17 protein-coding genes and 2 rRNA genes are annotated in these 20,038 nt (G+C 55.7%); 5 read left to right on the plus strand and 14 right to left on the minus strand.

Going from position 1 to position 20,038, the window contains the following annotated elements; all coding sequences use genetic code 11:
* Nucleotides 1-1,329: PAS domain-containing protein (locus GX147_03025; protein NLN59680.1), on the minus strand; the 1,329-nt coding region annotated here is incomplete at its 3' end.
* 524 nt (nucleotides 1,330-1,853) lie between these two features.
* Here GX147_03025 and rsmB point away from each other — a divergent pair.
* From rsmB to GX147_03045, 4 genes are all read left to right on the plus strand, one after another.
* Nucleotides 1,854-3,227 carry a 16S rRNA (cytosine(967)-C(5))-methyltransferase RsmB gene (gene rsmB, locus GX147_03030; GenBank protein ID NLN59681.1) on the plus strand — a complete coding sequence of 458 codons (1,374 nt, stop codon included), beginning with the start codon at nucleotides 1,854-1,856 and terminating at the stop codon, nucleotides 3,225-3,227.
* A 186-nt stretch (nucleotides 3,228-3,413) separates the two neighbouring features.
* A complete protein-coding gene (locus GX147_03035; protein ID NLN59682.1) occupies nucleotides 3,414-4,043 on the plus strand; it encodes an MBL fold metallo-hydrolase in 630 nt (209 codons plus the stop codon).
* A 391-nt stretch (nucleotides 4,044-4,434) separates the two neighbouring features.
* Nucleotides 4,435-5,487 (plus strand): molecular chaperone DnaJ, encoded by a 1,053-nt coding sequence (gene dnaJ / locus GX147_03040; protein NLN59683.1) that lies wholly within the window; start codon nucleotides 4,435-4,437, stop codon nucleotides 5,485-5,487.
* 20 nt (nucleotides 5,488-5,507) lie between these two features.
* Nucleotides 5,508-5,915 carry a DUF3568 family protein gene (locus GX147_03045; GenBank protein NLN59684.1) on the plus strand — a complete coding sequence of 136 codons (408 nt, stop codon included), beginning with the start codon at nucleotides 5,508-5,510 and terminating at the stop codon, nucleotides 5,913-5,915.
* A 181-nt stretch (nucleotides 5,916-6,096) separates the two neighbouring features.
* Here the strand turns inward: GX147_03045 and GX147_03050 are convergent, their stop codons facing one another.
* The gene (locus GX147_03050) at nucleotides 6,097-7,062 is read right to left on the minus strand and encodes a hypothetical protein (protein NLN59685.1); all 966 of its coding nucleotides are present in this window, start codon (nucleotides 7,060-7,062) and stop codon (nucleotides 6,097-6,099) included.
* 180 nt (nucleotides 7,063-7,242) lie between these two features.
* Entirely contained in the window at nucleotides 7,243-9,069 is a 1,827-nt protein-coding gene (locus GX147_03055) for a hypothetical protein (protein NLN59686.1), read from the minus strand.
* A 237-nt stretch (nucleotides 9,070-9,306) separates the two neighbouring features.
* On the opposite strand from GX147_03055, the gene GX147_03060 reads away from it, so the two are divergent.
* Nucleotides 9,307-10,275 (plus strand): flippase-like domain-containing protein, encoded by a 969-nt coding sequence (locus GX147_03060; protein ID NLN59687.1) that lies wholly within the window; start codon nucleotides 9,307-9,309, stop codon nucleotides 10,273-10,275.
* Nucleotides 10,276-10,365: 90 nt separating this feature from the next.
* Here the strand turns inward: GX147_03060 and GX147_03065 are convergent, their stop codons facing one another.
* The 11 genes from GX147_03065 to GX147_03115 all read right to left on the minus strand — a co-directional run.
* Complete coding sequence (locus GX147_03065) at nucleotides 10,366-11,733, minus strand: sigma-54-dependent Fis family transcriptional regulator (GenBank protein NLN59688.1); 1,368 nt, start codon at nucleotides 11,731-11,733, stop codon at nucleotides 10,366-10,368.
* A gap of 47 nt (nucleotides 11,734-11,780) precedes the next feature.
* The gene (locus GX147_03070; protein ID NLN59689.1) at nucleotides 11,781-14,057 is read right to left on the minus strand and encodes a HAMP domain-containing protein; all 2,277 of its coding nucleotides are present in this window, start codon (nucleotides 14,055-14,057) and stop codon (nucleotides 11,781-11,783) included.
* Nucleotides 14,045-14,626, minus strand: a complete 582-nt coding sequence (locus GX147_03075) for a DUF4390 domain-containing protein (protein NLN59690.1) — start codon at nucleotides 14,624-14,626, stop codon at nucleotides 14,045-14,047. The genes GX147_03070 and GX147_03075 overlap by 13 nt, the downstream gene beginning before the upstream one ends.
* A 126-nt stretch (nucleotides 14,627-14,752) precedes the next feature.
* Nucleotides 14,753-15,688 (minus strand): UDP-3-O-acyl-N-acetylglucosamine deacetylase, encoded by a 936-nt coding sequence (locus GX147_03080; GenBank protein NLN59691.1) that lies wholly within the window; start codon nucleotides 15,686-15,688, stop codon nucleotides 14,753-14,755.
* A gap of 329 nt (nucleotides 15,689-16,017) precedes the next feature.
* Entirely contained in the window at nucleotides 16,018-16,548 is a 531-nt protein-coding gene (locus GX147_03085; protein NLN59692.1) for an epoxyqueuosine reductase QueH, read from the minus strand.
* A 31-nt stretch (nucleotides 16,549-16,579) separates the two neighbouring features.
* Nucleotides 16,580-17,611, minus strand: a complete 1,032-nt coding sequence (ruvB, locus tag GX147_03090) for a Holliday junction branch migration DNA helicase RuvB (protein NLN59693.1) — start codon at nucleotides 17,609-17,611, stop codon at nucleotides 16,580-16,582.
* Nucleotides 17,612-17,641: 30 nt separating this feature from the next.
* The gene (gene ruvA / locus GX147_03095; protein NLN59694.1) at nucleotides 17,642-18,250 is read right to left on the minus strand and encodes a Holliday junction branch migration protein RuvA; all 609 of its coding nucleotides are present in this window, start codon (nucleotides 18,248-18,250) and stop codon (nucleotides 17,642-17,644) included.
* Nucleotides 18,250-18,729 carry a crossover junction endodeoxyribonuclease RuvC gene (ruvC, locus tag GX147_03100; GenBank protein NLN59695.1) on the minus strand — a complete coding sequence of 160 codons (480 nt, stop codon included), beginning with the start codon at nucleotides 18,727-18,729 and terminating at the stop codon, nucleotides 18,250-18,252. The genes ruvA and ruvC overlap by 1 nt, the downstream gene beginning before the upstream one ends.
* Before the next feature lie 82 nt (nucleotides 18,730-18,811).
* On the minus strand, nucleotides 18,812-19,567 hold the full coding sequence (locus tag GX147_03105; GenBank protein ID NLN59696.1) for a YebC/PmpR family DNA-binding transcriptional regulator: 756 nt from the start codon (nucleotides 19,565-19,567) through the stop codon (nucleotides 18,812-18,814).
* 116 nt (nucleotides 19,568-19,683) lie between these two features.
* A 5S ribosomal RNA gene (gene rrf, locus GX147_03110) occupies nucleotides 19,684-19,800 on the minus strand.
* A 55-nt stretch (nucleotides 19,801-19,855) separates the two neighbouring features.
* Nucleotides 19,856-20,038: ribosomal RNA gene (locus GX147_03115) — 23S ribosomal RNA — on the minus strand; the annotation flags it as partial.

Consider the following 20,038-nt stretch of genomic DNA (forward strand, 5'->3'; position numbering starts at 1 on the left):
GGGGAAGAGGGTCCCATCCGTCCTTTTGTGTACCCAGTTGAAGGAGCTGAATCCGTTTTTCAGAGCGTTTTCAATTTGAGACAGCGATTCGCCCCGAGATTCTTTTCCCGACGGTTGGAAGGGCGGGGATAAATCAGCGGGATGGCAAGAGACGAACTCTTCCTTGGTTTTGCAACCGTAAATGTCCAGGGTCGCCTGGTTGCAATCTTTGAAACCATCCTCGTCGAGGATCATGATGGCATCTTTGGAATACTCGAAGAGATTCCTGTATTTCTGTTCCGATATGCGTAGAGCGGCCTCAGCGTGCTGGCGCACCTCGATTTCCTTCATCAGTTCATCGTTCGTGATGCGCAGTTTCACTTCGCTCTCTTCCAGGCGCTGTTTGGATACCGTGGTCTGGCCCAGGCGAACGAACATGTTGTTGAAATCCGTCACCAGAGCGCCGAGATCACCTTTCACCGGCGAACGAACGGAAACATTGAACTCCCCCTTGTTAACCCTGCCCGTTGCTTCCCGCAGACTGTCAATCGTACGGGAGAAATACCTTCCCATCCCATAGGCAAAGAAAAACAGAAGCACACCGGCCCCGACCAGGAGGATCAAGGACAATTTCAGAAAACCCCTGGTAAAAGCGTTAATCGTGCCCGTCAAGCTCTTCGTCATTTCCTCGAAGGCTTCCTGGGTAAGGTGCACCGGTTCGGAGTATTCATCCAGATAACTGGTGCTGGCGACGGACAGCCTGATGCCGTCCGCCGTGGGCGTATTCAGGGCGATAACGTACATGAATTTTGTATACACCTCGTCATCGAAATCCTTCCACGCATAGTATCCCCCCGATCGTTTCTGGAGGCGGGCCTCTTCAAGAATGGACATGAATCCCGGAAGCGGCCGGGCATAGTCCTTGAGATCCTGATTCTCGATTTCAGCGTTCAGGTGAAAGCGGACGGCTCCGGTCGTCAGGTCGTGAACGGCCGTATAACCGGAAATGCCGAACGGCTGAACCGCCAGACGCCGGAACTCCATTGAATTTTGCAGATCGCGCAGGGTCAGGTCGCGATGCTGGGACAGGTAAATATCCAGTTGTAAGGCGACATCCTCGGCCTTTTCACGGATCGAAGTTTCCGCCATATTCCGAATGACCCGGTCGATGCGAATCTGGGTCTGCTTCTCGATCTTGTCGACCCCACGATCGATCTGTCCCACAAAAGAACGATTGTGAAAAACGAAGGCCACGACAAAAAAGGCGACTGGAATCAGAACGGCGCACAAAGTCAAGATGATCAGACGGGTACCGAAACGTTGAGGCTGGAGCCGGTCAAACCAAGACATACAGTCAATCTCCCGGATCAAAAACGGACATTTCGAATGACGTTTTTTTGATTTTTTCGGGATCGTTTTTATTTCGACCCCCTCGAAAAGCACCTATATCAGAAATATCTGATAAAATCTCCCCCCCGTATGGCGTGACGCCCCGCTTTTTTTCCCCACCCCGTCACGACGGTTGAGTTTTCCCTGTCAGTTCGACACCCAATCATGTCATCTTCTGACCGCGGGGGGAAATCCTTTTGACAGTCGCGGACGACGCTTGAACATTCCCCATCCCGCTGACACAGGGAACGCCCATCCCGGATTCGTCGGTCCCGTAAAGGGCGGGACCTCTTTCCCGAATTCACCGCTTTTATTTTCGTCCCCTTCATGTATCATGTCCTTCAAATCAAGGCCTTCACGGATCCATTCACCGGATCCGGCAAGGCCGTGAAAGGGCCCATGATTACACGGTTGAAACCATATTCATTAATACGCTACAAGCAACTCGATTTCTATAGAAAAATGACGGCCGGGGAAAACGGGCAATGAGGTACAAAAGACGTCTATTTCGCCCCGCTTCTCCCCGCGGTCTGGTCGTGCATCTGCTGGACCGTATCGAACGGGAAGGCGCTTTCGCCGAATCGCTTCTCGACGTGTACCTGACCACCAACCTGCAAAACGACGAAAAAAACCGCAGACTGGTCACGCAGGTCCTGTTCGGCACGCTGCGGATGAGAGGTTATCTGGACTGGATCATCAGCTGCTTCTACCGTGGCTCCTTTGCCGCCATGGACGACGGCTTGAAAAATATTCTCCGTGCGGCGCTTTACCAGATGTTTTTTCTTGACCGGATTCCATCCTACGCCGCGGTGAACGAAGCGGTCGCCATGACTGAAGCCCGTTTTCGAGGGCGGGGAGGGCTCGTGAACGCCATCCTTCGCCATGCGATACGCGGCAAGGACGCCATGGATCTCCCCGACCGAGATCGTGATCTCCCGCTTTATGTATCCGTTGTTCACGCCCACCCCAAGTGGCTGGTGGAAACGTGGCTGAAGCGGTTCGGAGAGGAAGAAACGATCCGCCTGTGCGCGGCCGGTAACACGACCCCACCCGTAACCGTCCGGGTCAACACGTTGAAAACATCCCGACGGGAGGTTTTGGAAGAAATGCAGGCCTCCGGCATCGATGCGGTCGCCGCCGGATACTCTCCCGACGGCGTTCGGATTATACATTCAAGTCTGCCCGCCCGGTATACGCCCTGGTTCAAAGAGGGAAAAATCCAGTTTCAGGATGAGGGTTCTCAACTCATTTCAAGATTCCTTGACCCGAAACCGTCTGAAAACATCCTCGACTTGTGTTCGGGCACGGGAGGAAAGACGACCCATCTGGCCGCTCTGATGGGGGGCGCCGGCCGGATCGTCGCCCTGGACAATCGACAGGGGAAGCTGGATGCCTTGCGGGACATGGCGCGGCGGATGGGCGTGTCCTGCATCGAAACCCTCTGTCGTGATGGCAGGGGACACCCCCCGGAGGGCATGGCCGGGCATTTCGACCGCGTGCTGGTGGATGCGCCGTGCAGCGGTCTCGGCACCCTGAGGCGAAATCCCGAAATCAAGTGGCGCCTGGTTCCTGGGGATATCGCTCCATTAGCCGACCTGCAGTTTGGTCTGCTGGAAGGGGCCGCCCGGTATCTGAAAAAAGGAGGCTGTCTCGTTTACAGCACGTGCAGTCTTCTTCCGGAGGAAAACGAGGACAATGTCCGTGCTTTTCTTGCCCGTCACCCCGAGTTTCGTCTGGACCTCCCCCCCATAACCATCCATTCCGACTGTCTGGACAGGGACGGCTGCCTCAGAACGCTCCCACATCTCCATGACATGGACGGGTTTTTCGCCGCCCGCCTGGTAAGGACCATGGCATGACACGGTTTGGTGGACCCCTGAATTCGATTGACTTTATCCGCTCGAACATGGTAGGCATCCCGCTGCACCAGGCAACGTTCCTGACGGTCACGACAGGCGTTCCCCGGATTCCTTCATCACAATACCTTGCCGTATCCCGCAGGATCCGGTCACACAGGCCCTGCCACACGGAAAGCGGAGGATTTTATGTTTCTCAAACAGGTTGAGGTCAGTCCCATGGCGGTATTTGCCTACATCATCGGTGATCCCGCCGCCGGAAAAGCCCTGGTGATCGATCCCGCCGATGATGCGGATCGTCTGATCGGACTCGCTCAAGATAAGGGCATGCGCATCGAATACATCGTCAACACGCACGGCCACGTGGACCACATTTCCGGGAATAAGGAAATGAAAGACAAGACCGGCGCGGCTATCATTATCCACGAATTGGACGCCCCCATGCTGGGGAATACGCCGCCGGCCATGCTCCGCATGTTCGGCGCCACCCAGTCACCCCCTGCGGACATAACCGTCAGGGACGGGGATTTGATCACCGTCGGCGATGTATCCCTCCGGGTCATTCACACCCCGGGACACACACCCGGCGGAATGGCCCTCTATACGGATGGTTACGTCTTCACAGGGGACACGCTGTTTGTGGAAGCCGTTGGCAGGACAGACCTGCCGGGTGCGTCCTGGTCCGTCATGTGCCGCTCCATCAGGGAAAGAATCTTCTCCCTCCCGGACGACACCAAGGTGCTGCCGGGACATAATTACGGCCGAATGCCCGTTTCCTCGGTCGGACATGAAAAAAAGTACAACCCTTACCTTGATTGACGCCATCCACAGGGCTCTCGCTTTCCGGGGAGGCGCACTCATTCCGCTCGACGCAGTACTCACGCCGGACTCATCCCCCTTCCGCCCGAATGGGGATAACAACAGGGAAGGACCAGCCCCAAAAGGCTTCGACAGACCGTTTCTACGCGGTTATCCGCTTGTCCAAACCCGGAACCGGAAGCCACCCCGGACTGTCCCGGAATATTCTCGACAAAACCGGGGGGAAATACGGGGAAGTCCTGAAAGAATTGACCCGATAACCGGGATGGAACCTCTCACTTCTCTTGACACGGAAGCCCTTGATGACTATTGTTACGAGCCGTAGGGGTGTCGGCTTCCCCCGGCTCCTCAGGCGATCGTGGTTCCAGGCAGCGAAGGGTAGTGTCATTACATGATAAAACGTTGTTATTACGAAGTACTTGGTGTCGAAAGAACGGCATCGGAAGAGACCATCAAGAAAAGTTACCGGAAGATGGCCATGCTCTATCATCCGGACCGCAATCCCGGCAATAAGGAGGCGGAAGAAAAGTTCAAGGAGGCGGCGGAGGCCTACGAGATTCTCTCCAATGTCCAGAACAGGGAACTTTATGACCGATACGGTCATGAAGGGCTGAACGGAGCCGGTTTTAGCGGTTTCTCCGGATTCGAGGATGTTTTTTCCAGTTTCAGCGATATTTTTTCGGATATTTTTGGATCCGCCGGCGCCCGGACGAGGGGGCGAACCGCCGCAAGGGCAGGGGCGGACCTGCGGTACGATCTGAACATTTCGTTCATGGACGCGGCCATGGGAGCCGCCAAAGATATTGACGTGGCAAAATTTGCCTTGTGCCGGGAGTGCGGAGGAAGCGGCTCCGAACCGGGCAAAACACCGACCGTCTGCCCAAGGTGCCACGGGCGGGGACAGATCGTTCAGTCCCAGGGCATTTTCAGTATCAGCACGACCTGCCCGCAGTGCCATGGCCAGGGCCGGATGATCACCCATCCCTGCAATGCCTGCCGTGCCGCGGGCCGGGTTCGGGTCGTCAAATCAGTCAATCTCAAAATTCCCGCCGGTGTTGAAACAGGCTCTCGTTTGCGATTGCGCGGCGAGGGAGAGGAAGGGGTGCATGGCGGTCCGAACGGAGATCTCTATGTTTTCATTCAGGTGGAACCGCACGAATATTTCGACCGCCGCGGTTATGATCTGTATTGCCGTGTTCCCATTACGTATATTCAGGCTATCCTGGGAACGAAGACCGATATCCCGACCCTGACCGGCTCGGAGAAACTCAAAATCCCCAAGGGCACCCAGCCAGGTACGGGCTTCCGCCTGAATGGGAAGGGGATTTCCCATTTGCGGGGCATGGGCCGGGGAGACCAGATCATCGAAACCGTGGTCACCATTCCCACCGATTTGAACCGCAAGCAGGAGGGCTTGTTGAAGGAATTGGCCAAACTTGAATAAAATGGACTGAAAGGAGAATCATGATGAACGCCAAACGGACCCTTGCGATGGCATGCGTGTTGTCTTTGATCTTGCTGGGGGGATGTGTCCCCCTGCTGCTCGGGGGCGCCGCCGCCGGTGCCGGCGCGGGCACATATGTGTATGTAAACGGTGAACTGCGGGTGGAGTACAATGTGCCCTTCGAAAAGGTCCGAACAGCCTGCGAAATGGTCATCGCCGACCTGGGCGGTCAGGAAGTGACCCCTGACTGGAAGATCGGAATGGGAACGATCCAGGCCAGAATCCAAAACGAAAAGGTCACCCTGCGCATCGAGTACAAGTCGAAGGACTTCACGATACTGGGCGTCCGTGTCGGCTATATGGGCAACAAGGAGTCCGCCCTGCTCATCAAGGACAAGATCAGCGACTACCTGGTCAATAACCCGTAGATCAAACCGTCTCGGCGCATTCCAGATTGTCTCCGAATTTTTTCACGGGACTCCGCGGGCGGGGCGAGAAGCACGCCGGAATGAGGCTTCCCGTCGGCCTGGAGCCGGCCGAACAGGTGCCCTGACGGATATTGCGCCGTTCCCGGCCTTTATGGTTCCTCCACCCTTTTCCATCGTCCCCTTAAGGCGGAAATGGGAAAAAAATGTTGAAGAAATAAAGGGCCATGGGAATCGAAAACAGGGAGGCGAGGAAGCTTCCGACGATGAATTGGCCGGCCAGGTTCCGGTTTGCTCCCGAGCGCTCTGCAAAAATGGGAATCGCCGTTACGGGCGGCACCGCCGCCTCCAGCATGAGGATCAGGGCCACGGGAAAGGATGGTTTGACCAGGATCAGGATGCCGAGCATCGCCAGGGGAAACACAAAGTTCTTGGCCAGACAGAATTTGACGACTTCTCCCCAATAGATATTTCTCTTTCCCCCTCTTTCCATCATCAGGTCATGGTAAAGACTGCCACCGAGAATCAGCATGAACAGGGGCGAGGCCATCGCCCCGACCATGATGAGAATCGTCTTGACGAATTGCGGCACATAGGACTGAAACCCTATCAGGGCGATCGCCATGCCGACAATCGTTGAAACCAGAACGGGATTGAAGACCCGGGCCATGCTAAAAACCCTGGATGCTTGCTTCCCTGGGAAAAACAACGGATAGGTACTGAACATGAGGGTCGGATGCAGAAAAATCAGGAGAAACAGGGGCACGAAATAGGGATTTTCCGTGCCGAATAAGCCGGTTATGATAATCAGGGGGAAAAAAAGTCCGTTTTGGAAAAAAAGCCCCATGGCGAATTCACCACGGAAGTCCCGTCGGGCAGCCAGGGAACAGAGCAGGGCAAGGGCAAGGGATATCACGAGAAAAGCAAGCCACCACAGGGGCATGTGCCACCAGTCCGGGTTCGTTCGGGACGAAAAATCGACAATCAGGCTGGCCAGCACCAGACATGGTACGGCAACATCAATGGAAAGGGCGGAAAGAAACCCGAGGGTGTCGCCTGATGCACGATGTTGCCCGATAATCCAGAAACCCAGAATCCCGATACCCAGCAGGGTGGCAACAGCCTGAAAAGTGATAAGAAAAATGTCCATGCCTATCTGCTCAATATCTCACGTATTGTTACATCGGATCCTTGGTCCCCAGCCCCCGACCGGACGTCGTTCCGATACGGGATCAGAATGATCCGGGTTGCCCCGTGCAAGGGGACGGAGTGTGATCAAGGCCGGACCGTATCCGCCCCGGAAAACCCTGCGGCAAAATGACCCGGACGTTCATGGTGACGCGCCCCGCCCCATCCCACGGGCCTTCAGCAGGGCGAGAATGGCCGATACATTGTGCTGGACATTATCTATCTGGATTTTCCGGTCGTCCAGGCTCCTCCCAAACCCTCCGAGGGCTTTCGGGGGAACGGGGAAGTACATCGCCGTTTCCTCCCTGATCTGGGTTCCGAGCTGGAAGCGCACCCCCAGCTCGGCGGCCCGCAGGGCCTTTTGGGCGTAAGGGACGTCTCCGGCGGCCGTGAAAAGCCGCCACGCCGCCATAAGCCCCTCGCTGCGGGTGGCAACCTGGTTTGAGTTCGAGGTGTATCCGTACATGCCGACCTGGTCGGGATATTCCGCCCGGGTATTCTGGTGGGCGACGATGGCATCGACAATTTTCCTGGCATGGTCCAAAAACAGCGGTTTTTTCCGGTAACGGTAAAGCTCGTTCAATCCGTACAAAAGCCAATGGTCGTGGTCCAGTTTATCGATTGTTTTCCCCCGATCCCGAACGGCAATCAGCCAGTTTGCCGCGGCATCGGCGGCGTCAAGCCATTTCTTGTCCCGGTCAAGCCCATAAACGCGGGTCAGAGCGAGAATGGCCTCCCCGGGATAATAAGCGGATACGAAGTTTCGGGATTCTCCTCCCCCGGAGTAGGTCTGTATATGAGGGTAAAACTCGCCGGATTTACGTTGAATGGCCACCATCCTCTGGCAAAGCCTGTTCATCGTCTTCGAATGCCCGTAATCGGAGGTCGCTTCGGCATACTTGGCCAGGGCCACGGCAGCCAGAGCGTTGGCGCCCAACTTGGTTGTTCCCCCTTCGACCACGCAATAGGCCGAGGTTTCCGGCGGTGGGCATGGCTTCGTGGCGTTCCAGAGGTAGGCAATCGCTCTTTTGGCCGCCTCAAGAATCTCGTCGCTGCGGCTATGCTGATAAAGCTCCATCATGGCGTAAACGGTTCCGGCATGACGCACCACATTGTAACCGCTTTCCTCGGCATCTGTCACAGGATTATAGAGGTAAACGAATCTTCCCTCCGGTCCCACAATCCCCGCCAGATATTGAGCCGCCAGATCGAGGCTGGAACGAAGGTCTTCGTCCCCTGCTTCCCCGTAAAGCCTGTGGCCTCGGAATGTCGGGAGAAAGGCCGTGCCGTCATAAAAGCGCGCCTCGACGTCAAAACGCAGGATCCGGGTTTTCAGGTTCGCCAGAAGCTCCGTAAATTTTCGACCGTCCCTGCCCGTTCGGTCCAGGTAGGCCGCCATTCCACCGACATCGAACCGGCCCCCCGTGCCGATGAGATCGTTCGCCGAAATTTCCTCGGGAAGAAAGGCAAAGGGCACCCTCCCGTCAGGCGACGCAACAGCAATCCCCTGCAGGCCGACTTTAACGCTGTAGCGGATAAATTCGTTGAAAATACCGAGATCGGCAAGATTATTCGCAATGTGGATTTTAACCAGGGACATCCCCGCATGGGCGGCTTTGTCGCCGTAAAGGTTGACCATGCAGTTCGAAAACGCGGCATTGAGGGCCGGCCCCTCGGCAAAATTGACCCGGGCGGGGGTTCTCCCGTCACTGAGAGATACAAAAAAAAGGGTCCTCCCGGGACGGTCGAATCCCGGGTCGCCCCGGATGATGGCGCCCGGCGCGCGATGGCCCCGCCCTCCCCCCAGGCCCCTTACGCAGTCCAGTACGAGAGCCCCCATCTGCTTCCACTGCCTGTCCGTTATCGGTTCCGTAAGGGGGGAAACGACCGCACCAGGACCCGGACCGGGATAAGGCCAAATCAGGAGCAGGCAAAACAGAACCAAAGGGATCTTATATCGGTTTTTCATGCCTCCCATTCCAAATGGTTTGATAAGCAGGATTATGGCCGATGAAATTTCGATTGCCAATCCTCACCACACCATGTATTGATTTTCAATCCTTGCCGGGGGGGGGTGTTCCCGAACCCGCAAAGGGTTCAAACGAGGGGTCTTGACACGCTCCCCCGGCGTACACCGTGAACCGCGCCGTTTCCTCCGGCATGAATTTCCGGAAATGATCAAAATGATAACCCACCGGGCCACAACATGAAAAAAATTCTTTTGGGCGTCATCCTGGGCGCCCTCCTGTCTTACCTTTCCATGCGGGGCATTCAATTCGACAGCGTGGCCGCGACGATCCGCCGTATCCAGCCGCTCCATGTATTCTCGTCTCTTCTTCTCATGTTTCTTATGCAGGTCATCCGCGCGGTCCGCTGGGGGCTGATCCTAAGACCCGTTGTTCGTGTGGACCCCTTCACCCTTTTTTCGGTCACCAACGTAGGATTTCTCGCCATCGTGGCTTTTCCCGCCCGTCTGGGGGAACTGGTCCGCCCCCTGCTGATCTCCCGCAAGAAGGCGGTGCCGATGACGTCGGCTCTGGGAACGGTCTTTGTGGAACGGATCATGGACCTCGTTACGGTGCTGCTGATCGTGGCGTTCCTGCTCCCCCTGATCCCGCTTCCACCCTGGCTCATCCGTTCCCTGGCGATCATGTCCCTGATCTCCCTGGGGGCAACCGTGTTCCTCGTCAGCATGACTCTCAGGAGAAAGAACCTGGAAGGCCTGTGGGGCTTCCTTCCCGCTTCCCTGCGGGGAACCTTTGCCGGGAAACTTGGCCGTCTGGCTGCTCAATTCATGGACGGTTTTGCCGTAATCAGGAATGCAGGACAAATGGTCCGGCTGATGATCCTGTCCCTGGGCGTCTGGTTTGCCAATGCCGGTGCGATCTACGCCCTCTTTCTCGCGTTCGGATATTCCCTCTCCCTGCTGACCGCCTTTATCCTCATGTTCGTACTCATTGTGGGAATCGCCATCCCGACGGCTCCCGGATTTGTCGGCAACTGGCATTACGCCTGCGTCCTCGCCCTGACCTCTTTCGGCCTCGACAAGACGGACGCTCTGGCCTTCGCCGTCTTTTATCATGCCCTGTCGATCGGCCTCGTCCTGATTCTCGGTCTTCTGTTTCTGCCCTTCAACCGTTTTACCTTAAGGGAACTGAGAAACGGCAGGGCATGAAACGATCCCGTCGGCTCAAATGCTTCCACAGGGCCGGTCTCACACCTTCCAGGGAAACGATCCCCCGTCGGGCAACGGAATGGACAACTTTCAGGATTCCCCCTTTGTCTCCAGACCGTAGGCCTTGATTTTCCGGTGGAGGTTACTCCGCTCCAGTCCAATGGCCTCGGCCGTTCTTGAAATATTACCATCGAATTCCTGGAGTTTCCGGACAATGAAGTTCTTTTCAAAATCCACCTTCGCAGCCCGGAAGGAATCCGCCAGGGGCATCCGGTCTTCCGGCATATCGCCATGGATTTCCTTCTCCAGGGAGGGAACATCCCCGGCGGCAATGGTCAAACCCGGTGTCATGATGACCAGCCGTTCCGTGAAATTTTTCAGTTCCCGGACGTTACCCGGCCAGTCATGATCCTGAAACAGGGACAGCGCCTCATCGTCGATGCTCTTTTCGGGCTCCCCCTCCCGCTGGGCGAAATCCCGCAGGAAACGTTTCACCAGGACGGGAATATCCCCCTTCCTTTCCCGCAAAGGCGGCAACACCAGAGGAATCACGTTCAAACGGTAGTACAGGTCCTGGCGAAACCGGCCCGCCTCCATCTCCTTCTCCAGGTCCTTGTTCGTCGCCGCCAGCACTCGGACGTCCATGGAAATGGGTTTCGTACCCCCGACACGCTCGAATTTTTTTTCCTGGAGAATCCGGAGGATCTTGGCCTGGGCCTTGAGACTCATATCGGCCACCTCATCCAGAAAAATCGTTCCCTCGTGAGCCAGGTCGAACTTACCCCGCTTGGACGCCGTCGCCCCCGTGAAGGCCCCCTTTTCATGGCCGAACAGTTCGCTCTCGATCAATTCCTCCGGGATGGCGGCGCAATTCACCTCGATAAAGGGCCGGTTGGCCCGCCTGCTTTTGCGGTGGATGGACCGCGCCACCAGCTCCTTTCCCGTCCCGTTTTCCCCCATGATCAGGATCCAGGCGTTCGTCGGCGCGACGATATCAATCATCTCCTGCAGGGACACGATCGATTCACTGCCGCCGGTCAGTTCATAATCCTGAACAAGCTTCTGCTTCAGAATAAGGTTTTCTTCTTCCAGGCGCACCATGTCGAGGGCATGGTCCACCACCAAGATCACTTTCTCAAGGGAAAGGGGCTTTTCGATGAAGTCAAAGGCCCCCAGTTTCGTCGCCTTGACCGCCGTCTCGATGGTTCCGTGCCCGGACATCATGACAACCCGGATCTGAGGGTGATCGGCCCGGATCTGCTTCAGCGTTTCGATACCGTCCATACCGGGAAGCCAGATATCGAGAAGGACCAGGTTGGGGAGTTCCTCATCGACTATCTTGATCGCTTCCTCGCCGCTGTTTGCGGTCAGAACCTCGTAACCTTCATCCAGCAAAATCCCCCGCAGGGAACTGCAGATGCTCTCTTCGTCATCAACAACCAGAACGGTCCGTTTCATATCACTCTGTTCCACCTTTAACGGATCAATCGATAAAAGTCATCATTTCATAGATCCTGAACCTCTGCAACCTGCTTGCCGTTTTCCTGTTCAGGCATGCTCTCCGGTACAGGCAGTTCGATGACAACAACCGTCCCCACCGACTCGCCGGCCTGAACGATGACCGACCCATGATGATCGGCAATGACCGAATTGACAATGGCCAAGCCAAGACCTGTACCAGATCTCTTGGTAGAATAATAGGGTTCAAATATTTTCATCGTGTGGCCGGAGGGAACACCGCAACCGTTGTCGGCAACGGACACACGGACCTTCCCCGTTCCCGGATCATGGCGGGTCGCCACGTTGACCTGTCCCTGAGGCCTGTTCATGGCGGCTACAGCGTTATCGAGCAGGTTCACCATGACACGACGGATCTGCTCCACATCCAGATGCAGAGGCGGTATGTCCTCTCCCGGGGTGAACGTAAAGACGATATCCTTGTGTGCGTCCTGGAAAAGGAGGATGGGATCATGGATCGCCTGATTCAGGTCATTTAACGCCAACGTCGTTACGGGCATCCGCGCGTACCTCGAAAATTCGTTGACCAGATTCTTCAGCACCTCCACCTGGTTGATGATGGTATCCGTGCATTCCCTGAAAACCTGTTCGTCGTCACCCAGATTGCCGCCGTAACGTTTCTGCAGGCGTTGCGCGCAGAGTTGAACCGGTGTCAGGGGGTTCTTGATTTCATGGGCCATCCGCCGCGCCACTTCACGCCAGGCGGCGGCGCGTTCCATTTGCTGCAGCTGGGTCAAATCCTCGAAAACCATAACCATACCGAGATCCGCGCCCGTGCTCTCGTGAATCACCGTAATCGTGACCAACACGGTCAAGGGCCTTTCTCCAATCAGGAGTTCCAGCTGTTTTTCCACAACACCGCGCCCGCTGCTCCGCACGGTGTCGAGCAGGTCGCTGATCGCGGACATGTTCTCGGCCGCCAGCGGTTCTGCAAAGGGCCGGCCAAGCACCTTTTCCGCCTGGATACCCAGCATCATTTCTGCCGCCCGGTTCATGGTCGTCACAACCCCCGCCTGGTTCAATGAAAGAATGCCGGCGGAAACATGGAGCAGGACGGCTTCCATGTATTTTCGCCGTTCCACCAGATGGGCATTGGCCAGCTGCAGATTCCGGTCGCTTTTTTTCAGGTCTCTTGTCATCTGGTTGAAGGATTGGACCAGAACACCGATCTCGTCCTCCGCGGCAATATCGATCTGGTAGTCGAGGTCCCCCTCGGCGATCCTGCGGGTCGCCTCCGCAAGATCCTGAATCGGTTCGGTCACGCCCTTGGCCAGAAACAGGCCGAACCAGGTCGCTGAAAAAATGATGAGGAGGGTCACAATGGATAAGGTGATGATATAGCTCAATTTGATCGGTGTCTTGAACAGGCGTAATTGATTATAGGCCTCGGACGTGCTGGAAACGACAGCCATTTTATCCACAATATTTTGAGGAATGAGGGAGCCGATCAGGACGTAACCGATGACCTCGTGCGGTGTCGCATGGGAGAAAACGGGCACCAGCACATTCACGAGATCACCGAACTTCGAGGGCCTGACAACGGCCGCCTCCTTTCCCGCGTAGAGGTCCTCCCGAACCCGGGCCGTCAGGATATTCCCGGGCACGCCCGGAAAGCCGGGGTCCTGAAACACAAGGTCCTCCTCGCGATTGTCGAAGGCGATCCGGAGACAGCCCAGCCTGAAATTCCTCTGCTTCAACTGGGCAAGGCTTGCCAGGAAGTCCATTCTTTCGATGTCGTAGAGTTGGTTCAGGGTGATGTCGGAAGCGATCTGCCGGGCATAAAATTTTGTCTGTTCCTCCGTCTGCTGGTAATGAATATGGGCCAGGTCCAGTGTCTTGTTGAGGGCGTCTCCGGTCTTGACGCTGAACCAGTTTTCAATACTGTTGGAGAGAAAATTGATGGATACAAAAAAAAGGATGACCGTCGGAATCAGGGACAAGCTGACAAAAGCGGTCACCAGCTTGGTGCGCAACTTCGAGCCGAGGATCCCGCGGCGCCGCTCGAACACGAGCTTAACGACATTACGGACAATGAGAAAAATCAGAAAAAGAATGAGGATGGCATTGATATTGAGGAGGCCGACGAAAAAGATGTTGTTGGCGGCACCCCAGTCAGCCTGTTTTTCGAAGAAGAGATGGCCGACATAGGTGAGGGCGATGATGACCAGAAGGGTGACGATGATGAGGATTCTTTCCCTTTTCCGTCTCCTTTTTTCCCGGATCTCCATGAGATTTCCGCCGGTCGGTTCATTCAATCTTTCCAAACAAACTCCTTCCGGTACCAGCCTGTTTCCGACTCCATAAACGGTAGAACCACCATGATGTATCGGATGAACCGGGAATGATCATCTTTTTCAATTTTTGCCTTGATCCGAACATAATAGTTTTCCGCCTTGTTGAGCCTGCCAACCTCGAACACGGGAACCCCGCTGAGTTCGATCAGAGAATGTTCGGCGCTCCCCACGTCGTGAAATTCCGACGTTTCCATTTCCTTCTCATCAAGGCGGACCGTCACATAGATTGTTTTCTTGATATTGTCGTACTTGACGGCATTGCGTACCACCTGGTCGGAAAGTCGCCGGTCGAACCAGTAGGGTCTTTTCTGATAAAAGTTGACATAGAAGGTACACCGGACCGTCACGCCTGCGTATATCAGTCTTTCCGTTCCCTCCTTCAGAAAATCCTGAGCCCTCGCGTAAACCAGAATGTCGCGGGTGTCGTCCATGACCATGACTTCATCGATGCGTCCGTCCTTCGCGCAGGACAAAAGGGAGAAAAATAAAAGAAAAACCGCAACAAGACACGGATATGGAAACGCCCTGCCTGTCCCCATGGGATTTTAGACCACCTCTGTCGATTCAATAATGGATTGTTTTTTTTAAGAAACTAATCCCCAAAAAGCAAGCGCTATTTATGGGGATTCAGGGGTCCGGGCAAGGCAATCCGGAATCGGGACACGCTAAGGACGTGCCGAATCACCTTCAGCCGCAAACGATCGGGGGAGGGAAAGACGTTGTTCCAGCGGTGATTCGCCTTCGTCGAGGCGGACAATCCGCCAGTTTTCCGGCTGTTCCAGCACCGCCTTTAAAAGCATGAAGTGGAGTTTGTGACCGGATTTAAAGGCTTTGAAATGCCCCAGAATGGGCATACCGATCAAATAGAGATCGCCGATTGCATCAAGGATTTTGTGCTTCACAAATTCTTCGGGGTGACGGAGACCTTCCTTGTTTATGATTCTCACGTCATCCAGAACGACGGCGTTTTTGAGCGATCCACCCAGGGCCAGTCCCCGTGCCTGGAGATATTCCACATCCCTGAGGAAACCGAACGTCCTCGCGAAGGAGATTTCCCGCTCGTAGGAATCCTCCGACAGCTTGAGATCATACGTCTGACGGCCGATGAGGGGATGGTCAAACCGGATCTCGTACGTGATTCTGAATTCGGGCGCCGGCCCCAGTTCCGCCCAGCTTTCGCCGTCCGAAACGGACACGGGTTTTTCAATGACCAGAACCCGCCGGCCGCTTCCCTGTTCCCTGATGCCCGCGCTCTTAATCAGGTCGACAAACATCAGGGCGCTGCCGTCCATCACGGGCACTTCCGGACCGTCCAGTTCGATCTCCGCATTGTCGATCCCCATTCCCCTCAGGGCGGAAAGCAAATGCTCAATCGTCGAAATCGCATTGCCGTTATTGCCGACAGTCGTCGCCAGGGTCGTATCGGAAACGTTTTCGATGGATGCCCTGACCCGTTTGTTGTTTCCCGCCGCGTCCTGCCGGACGAACGTAATCCCTTCATCCACGCCGGCCGGTTTGACGGTCATGCTTATTTTTCTTCCCGTGTGCAAACCAACACTGGCACAGCTTACCTGATTGTCGATTGTTCTTTGCGAATACATGAAAATAACGTCACTCCCACCCCGGCCATCGAATCCCGTCATTGGGAACCGGACCGGTTCCTCTTCTTATTTCTTGTTACTGCTACAATCTGTACCTACAAAAAATATACCACGAAGGATAATGGCCGCCAAATTAAAATCCGCCCTTCAAGCAACTGAATACATGACGTTTTTATTATCGGCATGGTTGGCCTGGGCAAATCGCCTTTTCCCCGGTTGTGTTGTTTGAGACACATCTTGACAAAATGCGTGGCTTTCCATCCGCAGCCTCGCCTTCGCCACGTCGCTTGGGGAGGTCGAAAACAGGACGTGAAACCATGTCCAGGGGATCAGGCCTTGCAGAACCGTTCCCGCTCGCTGAAAATACAGCCGCAGTAGTTCTGCCGGTACATGCCCCGTTCCTTCGATATCCGGATGCCTTCCCGCCAACCCTCCCGGAAATCATGGTAGAAAAAGGTCACGCCGTATCGGGCCGACAGTTCTTCCGCCGTCTTCGCGATCAGGTCATGTTTCTGATAGCGGCTGTACAGAAGCGTCGTTGTCAGGGCATCCGCCTTCCTTTCCACCGCTTTGGAGAACGCTGCGTGCAGCCGCTCTTCGTAACAATGGCGACAACGATCACCCTCATCAAAGGACACGCGCTGGAAATACCGCTCCACGGGATAACCCGGGTCAACCTCCAGGGGCAGGGATTCCTCGCGGGCAAAGATCTGCAACGTTTCCAGACGTTTCCGGTATTCAGCGTAGGGATGGATGTTCGGGTTATAAAAAAAGCCCTCCACGTCGTGCCCCGCCGACCGCAAATATCCCAGGGGGTGGATGGCGCAGGGGCCACAGCAGATATGCAGGAGGATTTTCATGATGACTCCTTTTGGGCGCCCCTCGTCCGGATTAAAAAAGCTCTTTCTGTCCCTGACAGGGCCGAGGCCTGCCGAAGTGATCGTAGGCCAGTTGCGTCGCCACGCGGCCCCGAGCCGTGCGCTGCAGGTATCCTTCCTGGATGAGGTAGGGCTCATAGACATCTTCCAGCGTCGTCTTCTCCTCCCCGATGGCGGCGGAGAGATTTTCGATGCCCACGGGTCCGCCGCCGAACTTGTCGATCACGGCCAAGAGAATCGTCCGGTCCATCTGGTCGAATCCCCGCTCATCGACTTCGAACTGCTCCAGGGACTCAATCGCCACGGCGTGGTCAATCAGACCTTCGGCCCTGACCTGGGCGTAATCCCGCACGCGCTTCAACAGGCGGTTCGCGATGCGGGGGGTGCCTCGGGACCGCCGTGCCAGTTCCCGGGCGCCATCCCTGTCGATGGCGATATCCAGGATTTTCGCCGATCTCCTGACGATCACGGCCAGTTCTTCCGGCGTGTAGAAATCAAAGCGAAAGCTGATGCCGAATCGGTCCCGGAGGGGAGAAGTCAGGAGTCCCGCCCGGGTCGTCGCACCGATGAGCGTGAAAGGCGGAATTTCGAGCTTCATTGACCGGGCGGAGTGTCCCTGGCCGATGAGGATGTCAATATGATAATCCTCCATGGCCGGATAGAGGATTTCTTCCACCACATGGGAGAGGCGGTGGATTTCATCGATAAAGAGAATATCGTGTTCGTGCAGATTGGTGAGGATCGCCGCCAGGTCTCCTGGACGTTCGATGACGGGGCCCGAGGTGACCTTGAGGTCCACGCCCAGTTCCCGGGAAACGATATAGGCCAGGGTTGTTTTCCCCAAACCCGGCGGGCCGTAGAGAAGGAGATGATCCAGGGCTTCTTTCCGCCCCTTGGCGGCGTCAATGAAAATCGCAAGATTTTCCTTGACCTTCTCCTGCCCGATGTACTCCACCAGTGTTTTCGGGCGCAAGGTCAGCTCTTCGCCCTCTTCCTCGTCAAGAGGTGCCGGGGTTACGATCGATTCTCTTTTTATGGCACCCATACCGTTTGTCCCTTAACCGGTGAGCAGAAATCAGTTCGCCAGAAGCTTGAGCGTTTTTTTCAGGATCACATCCAGGGAAATCTGCTCGGCGTCCGCCTCCTGGATAACCCGGTCCAGGGCGTCATTGACCATCTGGTTCCTGTAGCCGAGATTCATCAGGGCCGACAGGGCGTCTTCGCGAACCGCGTCCAGGTCCGCCGTCCGTGGTTTATCCCCCCCCGGTGCGTCCGGCGTGTCGGTTATTTTCTTATCCCGCAGGTCAAAGATGATCCGTTCCGCCATCTTTTTTCCCACACCGGGTATGCGGATCAAACGGTTCAAGTCGCCCCGGGAAATCAGGCGCAGGAGCTCCGCCGGATCGGTCCCGGAGAGGATGTTCATGGCCAGTTTCGGCCCGATCCCGTTGACGGAAATGAGGATCTGAAAAATGTCTTTCTCCCGCTCACTGATGAAGCCGAAAAGACTGATGGCATCCTGCCGGACCTGGGTGTGGACGTGAAGCACCACATCCTGTCCTATGTCGGGCAATTCGTAAAAGGTACTCAGGGGCACGAAGACCTCGTAACCCACCCCCATCGCCTCGACGACCAGTGAAGCCGGCCTTTTCTGAATCAGGGTGCCGTTGAGACGCGCGATCACTACACGGGAGTTCCTTTCTGAAAATTCATATGACAGATGGCCGCCGCCAGGGCGTCGGAAGCATCGACTGGCGGAGGCTCCGGAAGGCCCAGAATGGCCTGGACCATTTTCTGCACCTGGATTTTTTCCGCCCGGCCATAGCCGACGACGGCGCTCTTGATTTCCAGGGGGGAATACTCGAAAACGGCCACCCCTTCCGAGGATCCCGCCAGAACCGTGACCCCCCGGACATGAGCCTGTTTGATGAGACTCTTTATGTTTTTCCCGTAAAATATATCCTCTACGGCCAGGGCCTGGGGTTCATGTTCCCGGATGATTTCGACGAGTTTCCTGTGAATCCATATCAGGCCGCCGGACAGAAGCTCATTTCTCCGCAGGCGGATTTCACCGTGGAGGATATACCGCGGTTTCCCCTTCATCTTTTCTATCAGGCCATATCCCGTTACGTGGAACCCCGGATCTATCCCCAATATCTTCACGGGTTTCCCGCCCCAACCGCTCCATGGGCCCCACCCGGGACGACCATGAAAGACTTTTCGGTTTGTTGCACAACCAGGCTCCTCAACCCGCGCTCAGTTTTTCCATCACCTCGTCGTCTATGTCGAAATTGGCGTACACGTTCTGAACGTCGTCGTTGTCCTCCAGTTTTTCCATCATTTTCAGCATCGACTCCGCTTTGCCCGAATCCAGCTTGACCTCATTCTGGGGAACCATGGTAATTTTTGCTTCCACGTGGGATATTTGCTCCGCCTCGATGGCGGACCGGACGTCCTCGAAAGCGGAGAGCACCGTTACCAGGGTGTATTCAGCCCCGTCATCCCGGACATCCTCGGCGCCCGCTTCCAAGGCGATTTCCATCAGTTTTTCCTCGTCCGCGACGGTTTTCTCGATGGAAATCGTCCCCTTTTTTTCAAAAATCCAGGCGACGCACCCGTTTTCACCGAGGTTCCCGCCACTTTTTGAGAATATGTGCCGTATTTCCGCAACCGTACGCTGCTTGTTGTCCGTCATGACCTCCACCAGCACGGCCACACCGCCGGGACCGTACCCCTCGTAGGTCAGTTCCTCGTAATTGACCCCACCCTCCGCAGCCCCCATTCCTTTCTTGATGGCCCGGTCGATGTTATCCTTGGGCATGTTTTCCGCTTTGGCCGCCAGTATCGCCTGCCGCAACCGGGCGTTCCCCTCGGGATCCCCGCCCCCCAACCGGGCGGCAAGGCTGATCTCCTTGATCAGTTTCGTGAATATCTTCCCGCGTTTCGCATCGGCGGCGCCCTTTTTTCTCTTGATGGTACTCCATTTTGAATGACCGGACATAGAACTACACTCCTTGATTCCTCGGATTAGATTTTATCGGGAGCCTTTTCATAACATAGAGGACGGCTTCTTTTCAAATAAAAAACCCCTCCAGTCCTGAAGGGGTTTGGTATTTATCCCGGCGGCTACCTACTCTCCCACTCAGTCGCCCGAGCAGTACCATCGGCGCCAGAGAGCTTAACTTCCGTGTTCGGAATGGAAACGGGTGGGTCCTCTCCGCTATAACCACCGAGATATATTCTCATGTATTGATGACAATTGCACACCGGAAGCGATAAAATTATAAATTATGGTCAAGCCTCACGACCGATTAGTATCAGTTAGCTGAACACATTACTGTGCTTACACACCTGACCTATCAACCTCGTGGTCTACAAGGGGTCTTCAGTTCTGATGTCTCCACCAGAAGGGATATCTTATCTTGAGGTGGGCTTCCCACTTAGATGCTTTCAGCGGTTATCCCTTCCGAAC

The organism is Deltaproteobacteria bacterium, from assembly GCA_012522415.1.
In the GTDB taxonomy this organism is placed as follows: domain Bacteria; phylum Desulfobacterota; class Syntrophia; order Syntrophales; family JAAYKM01; genus JAAYKM01.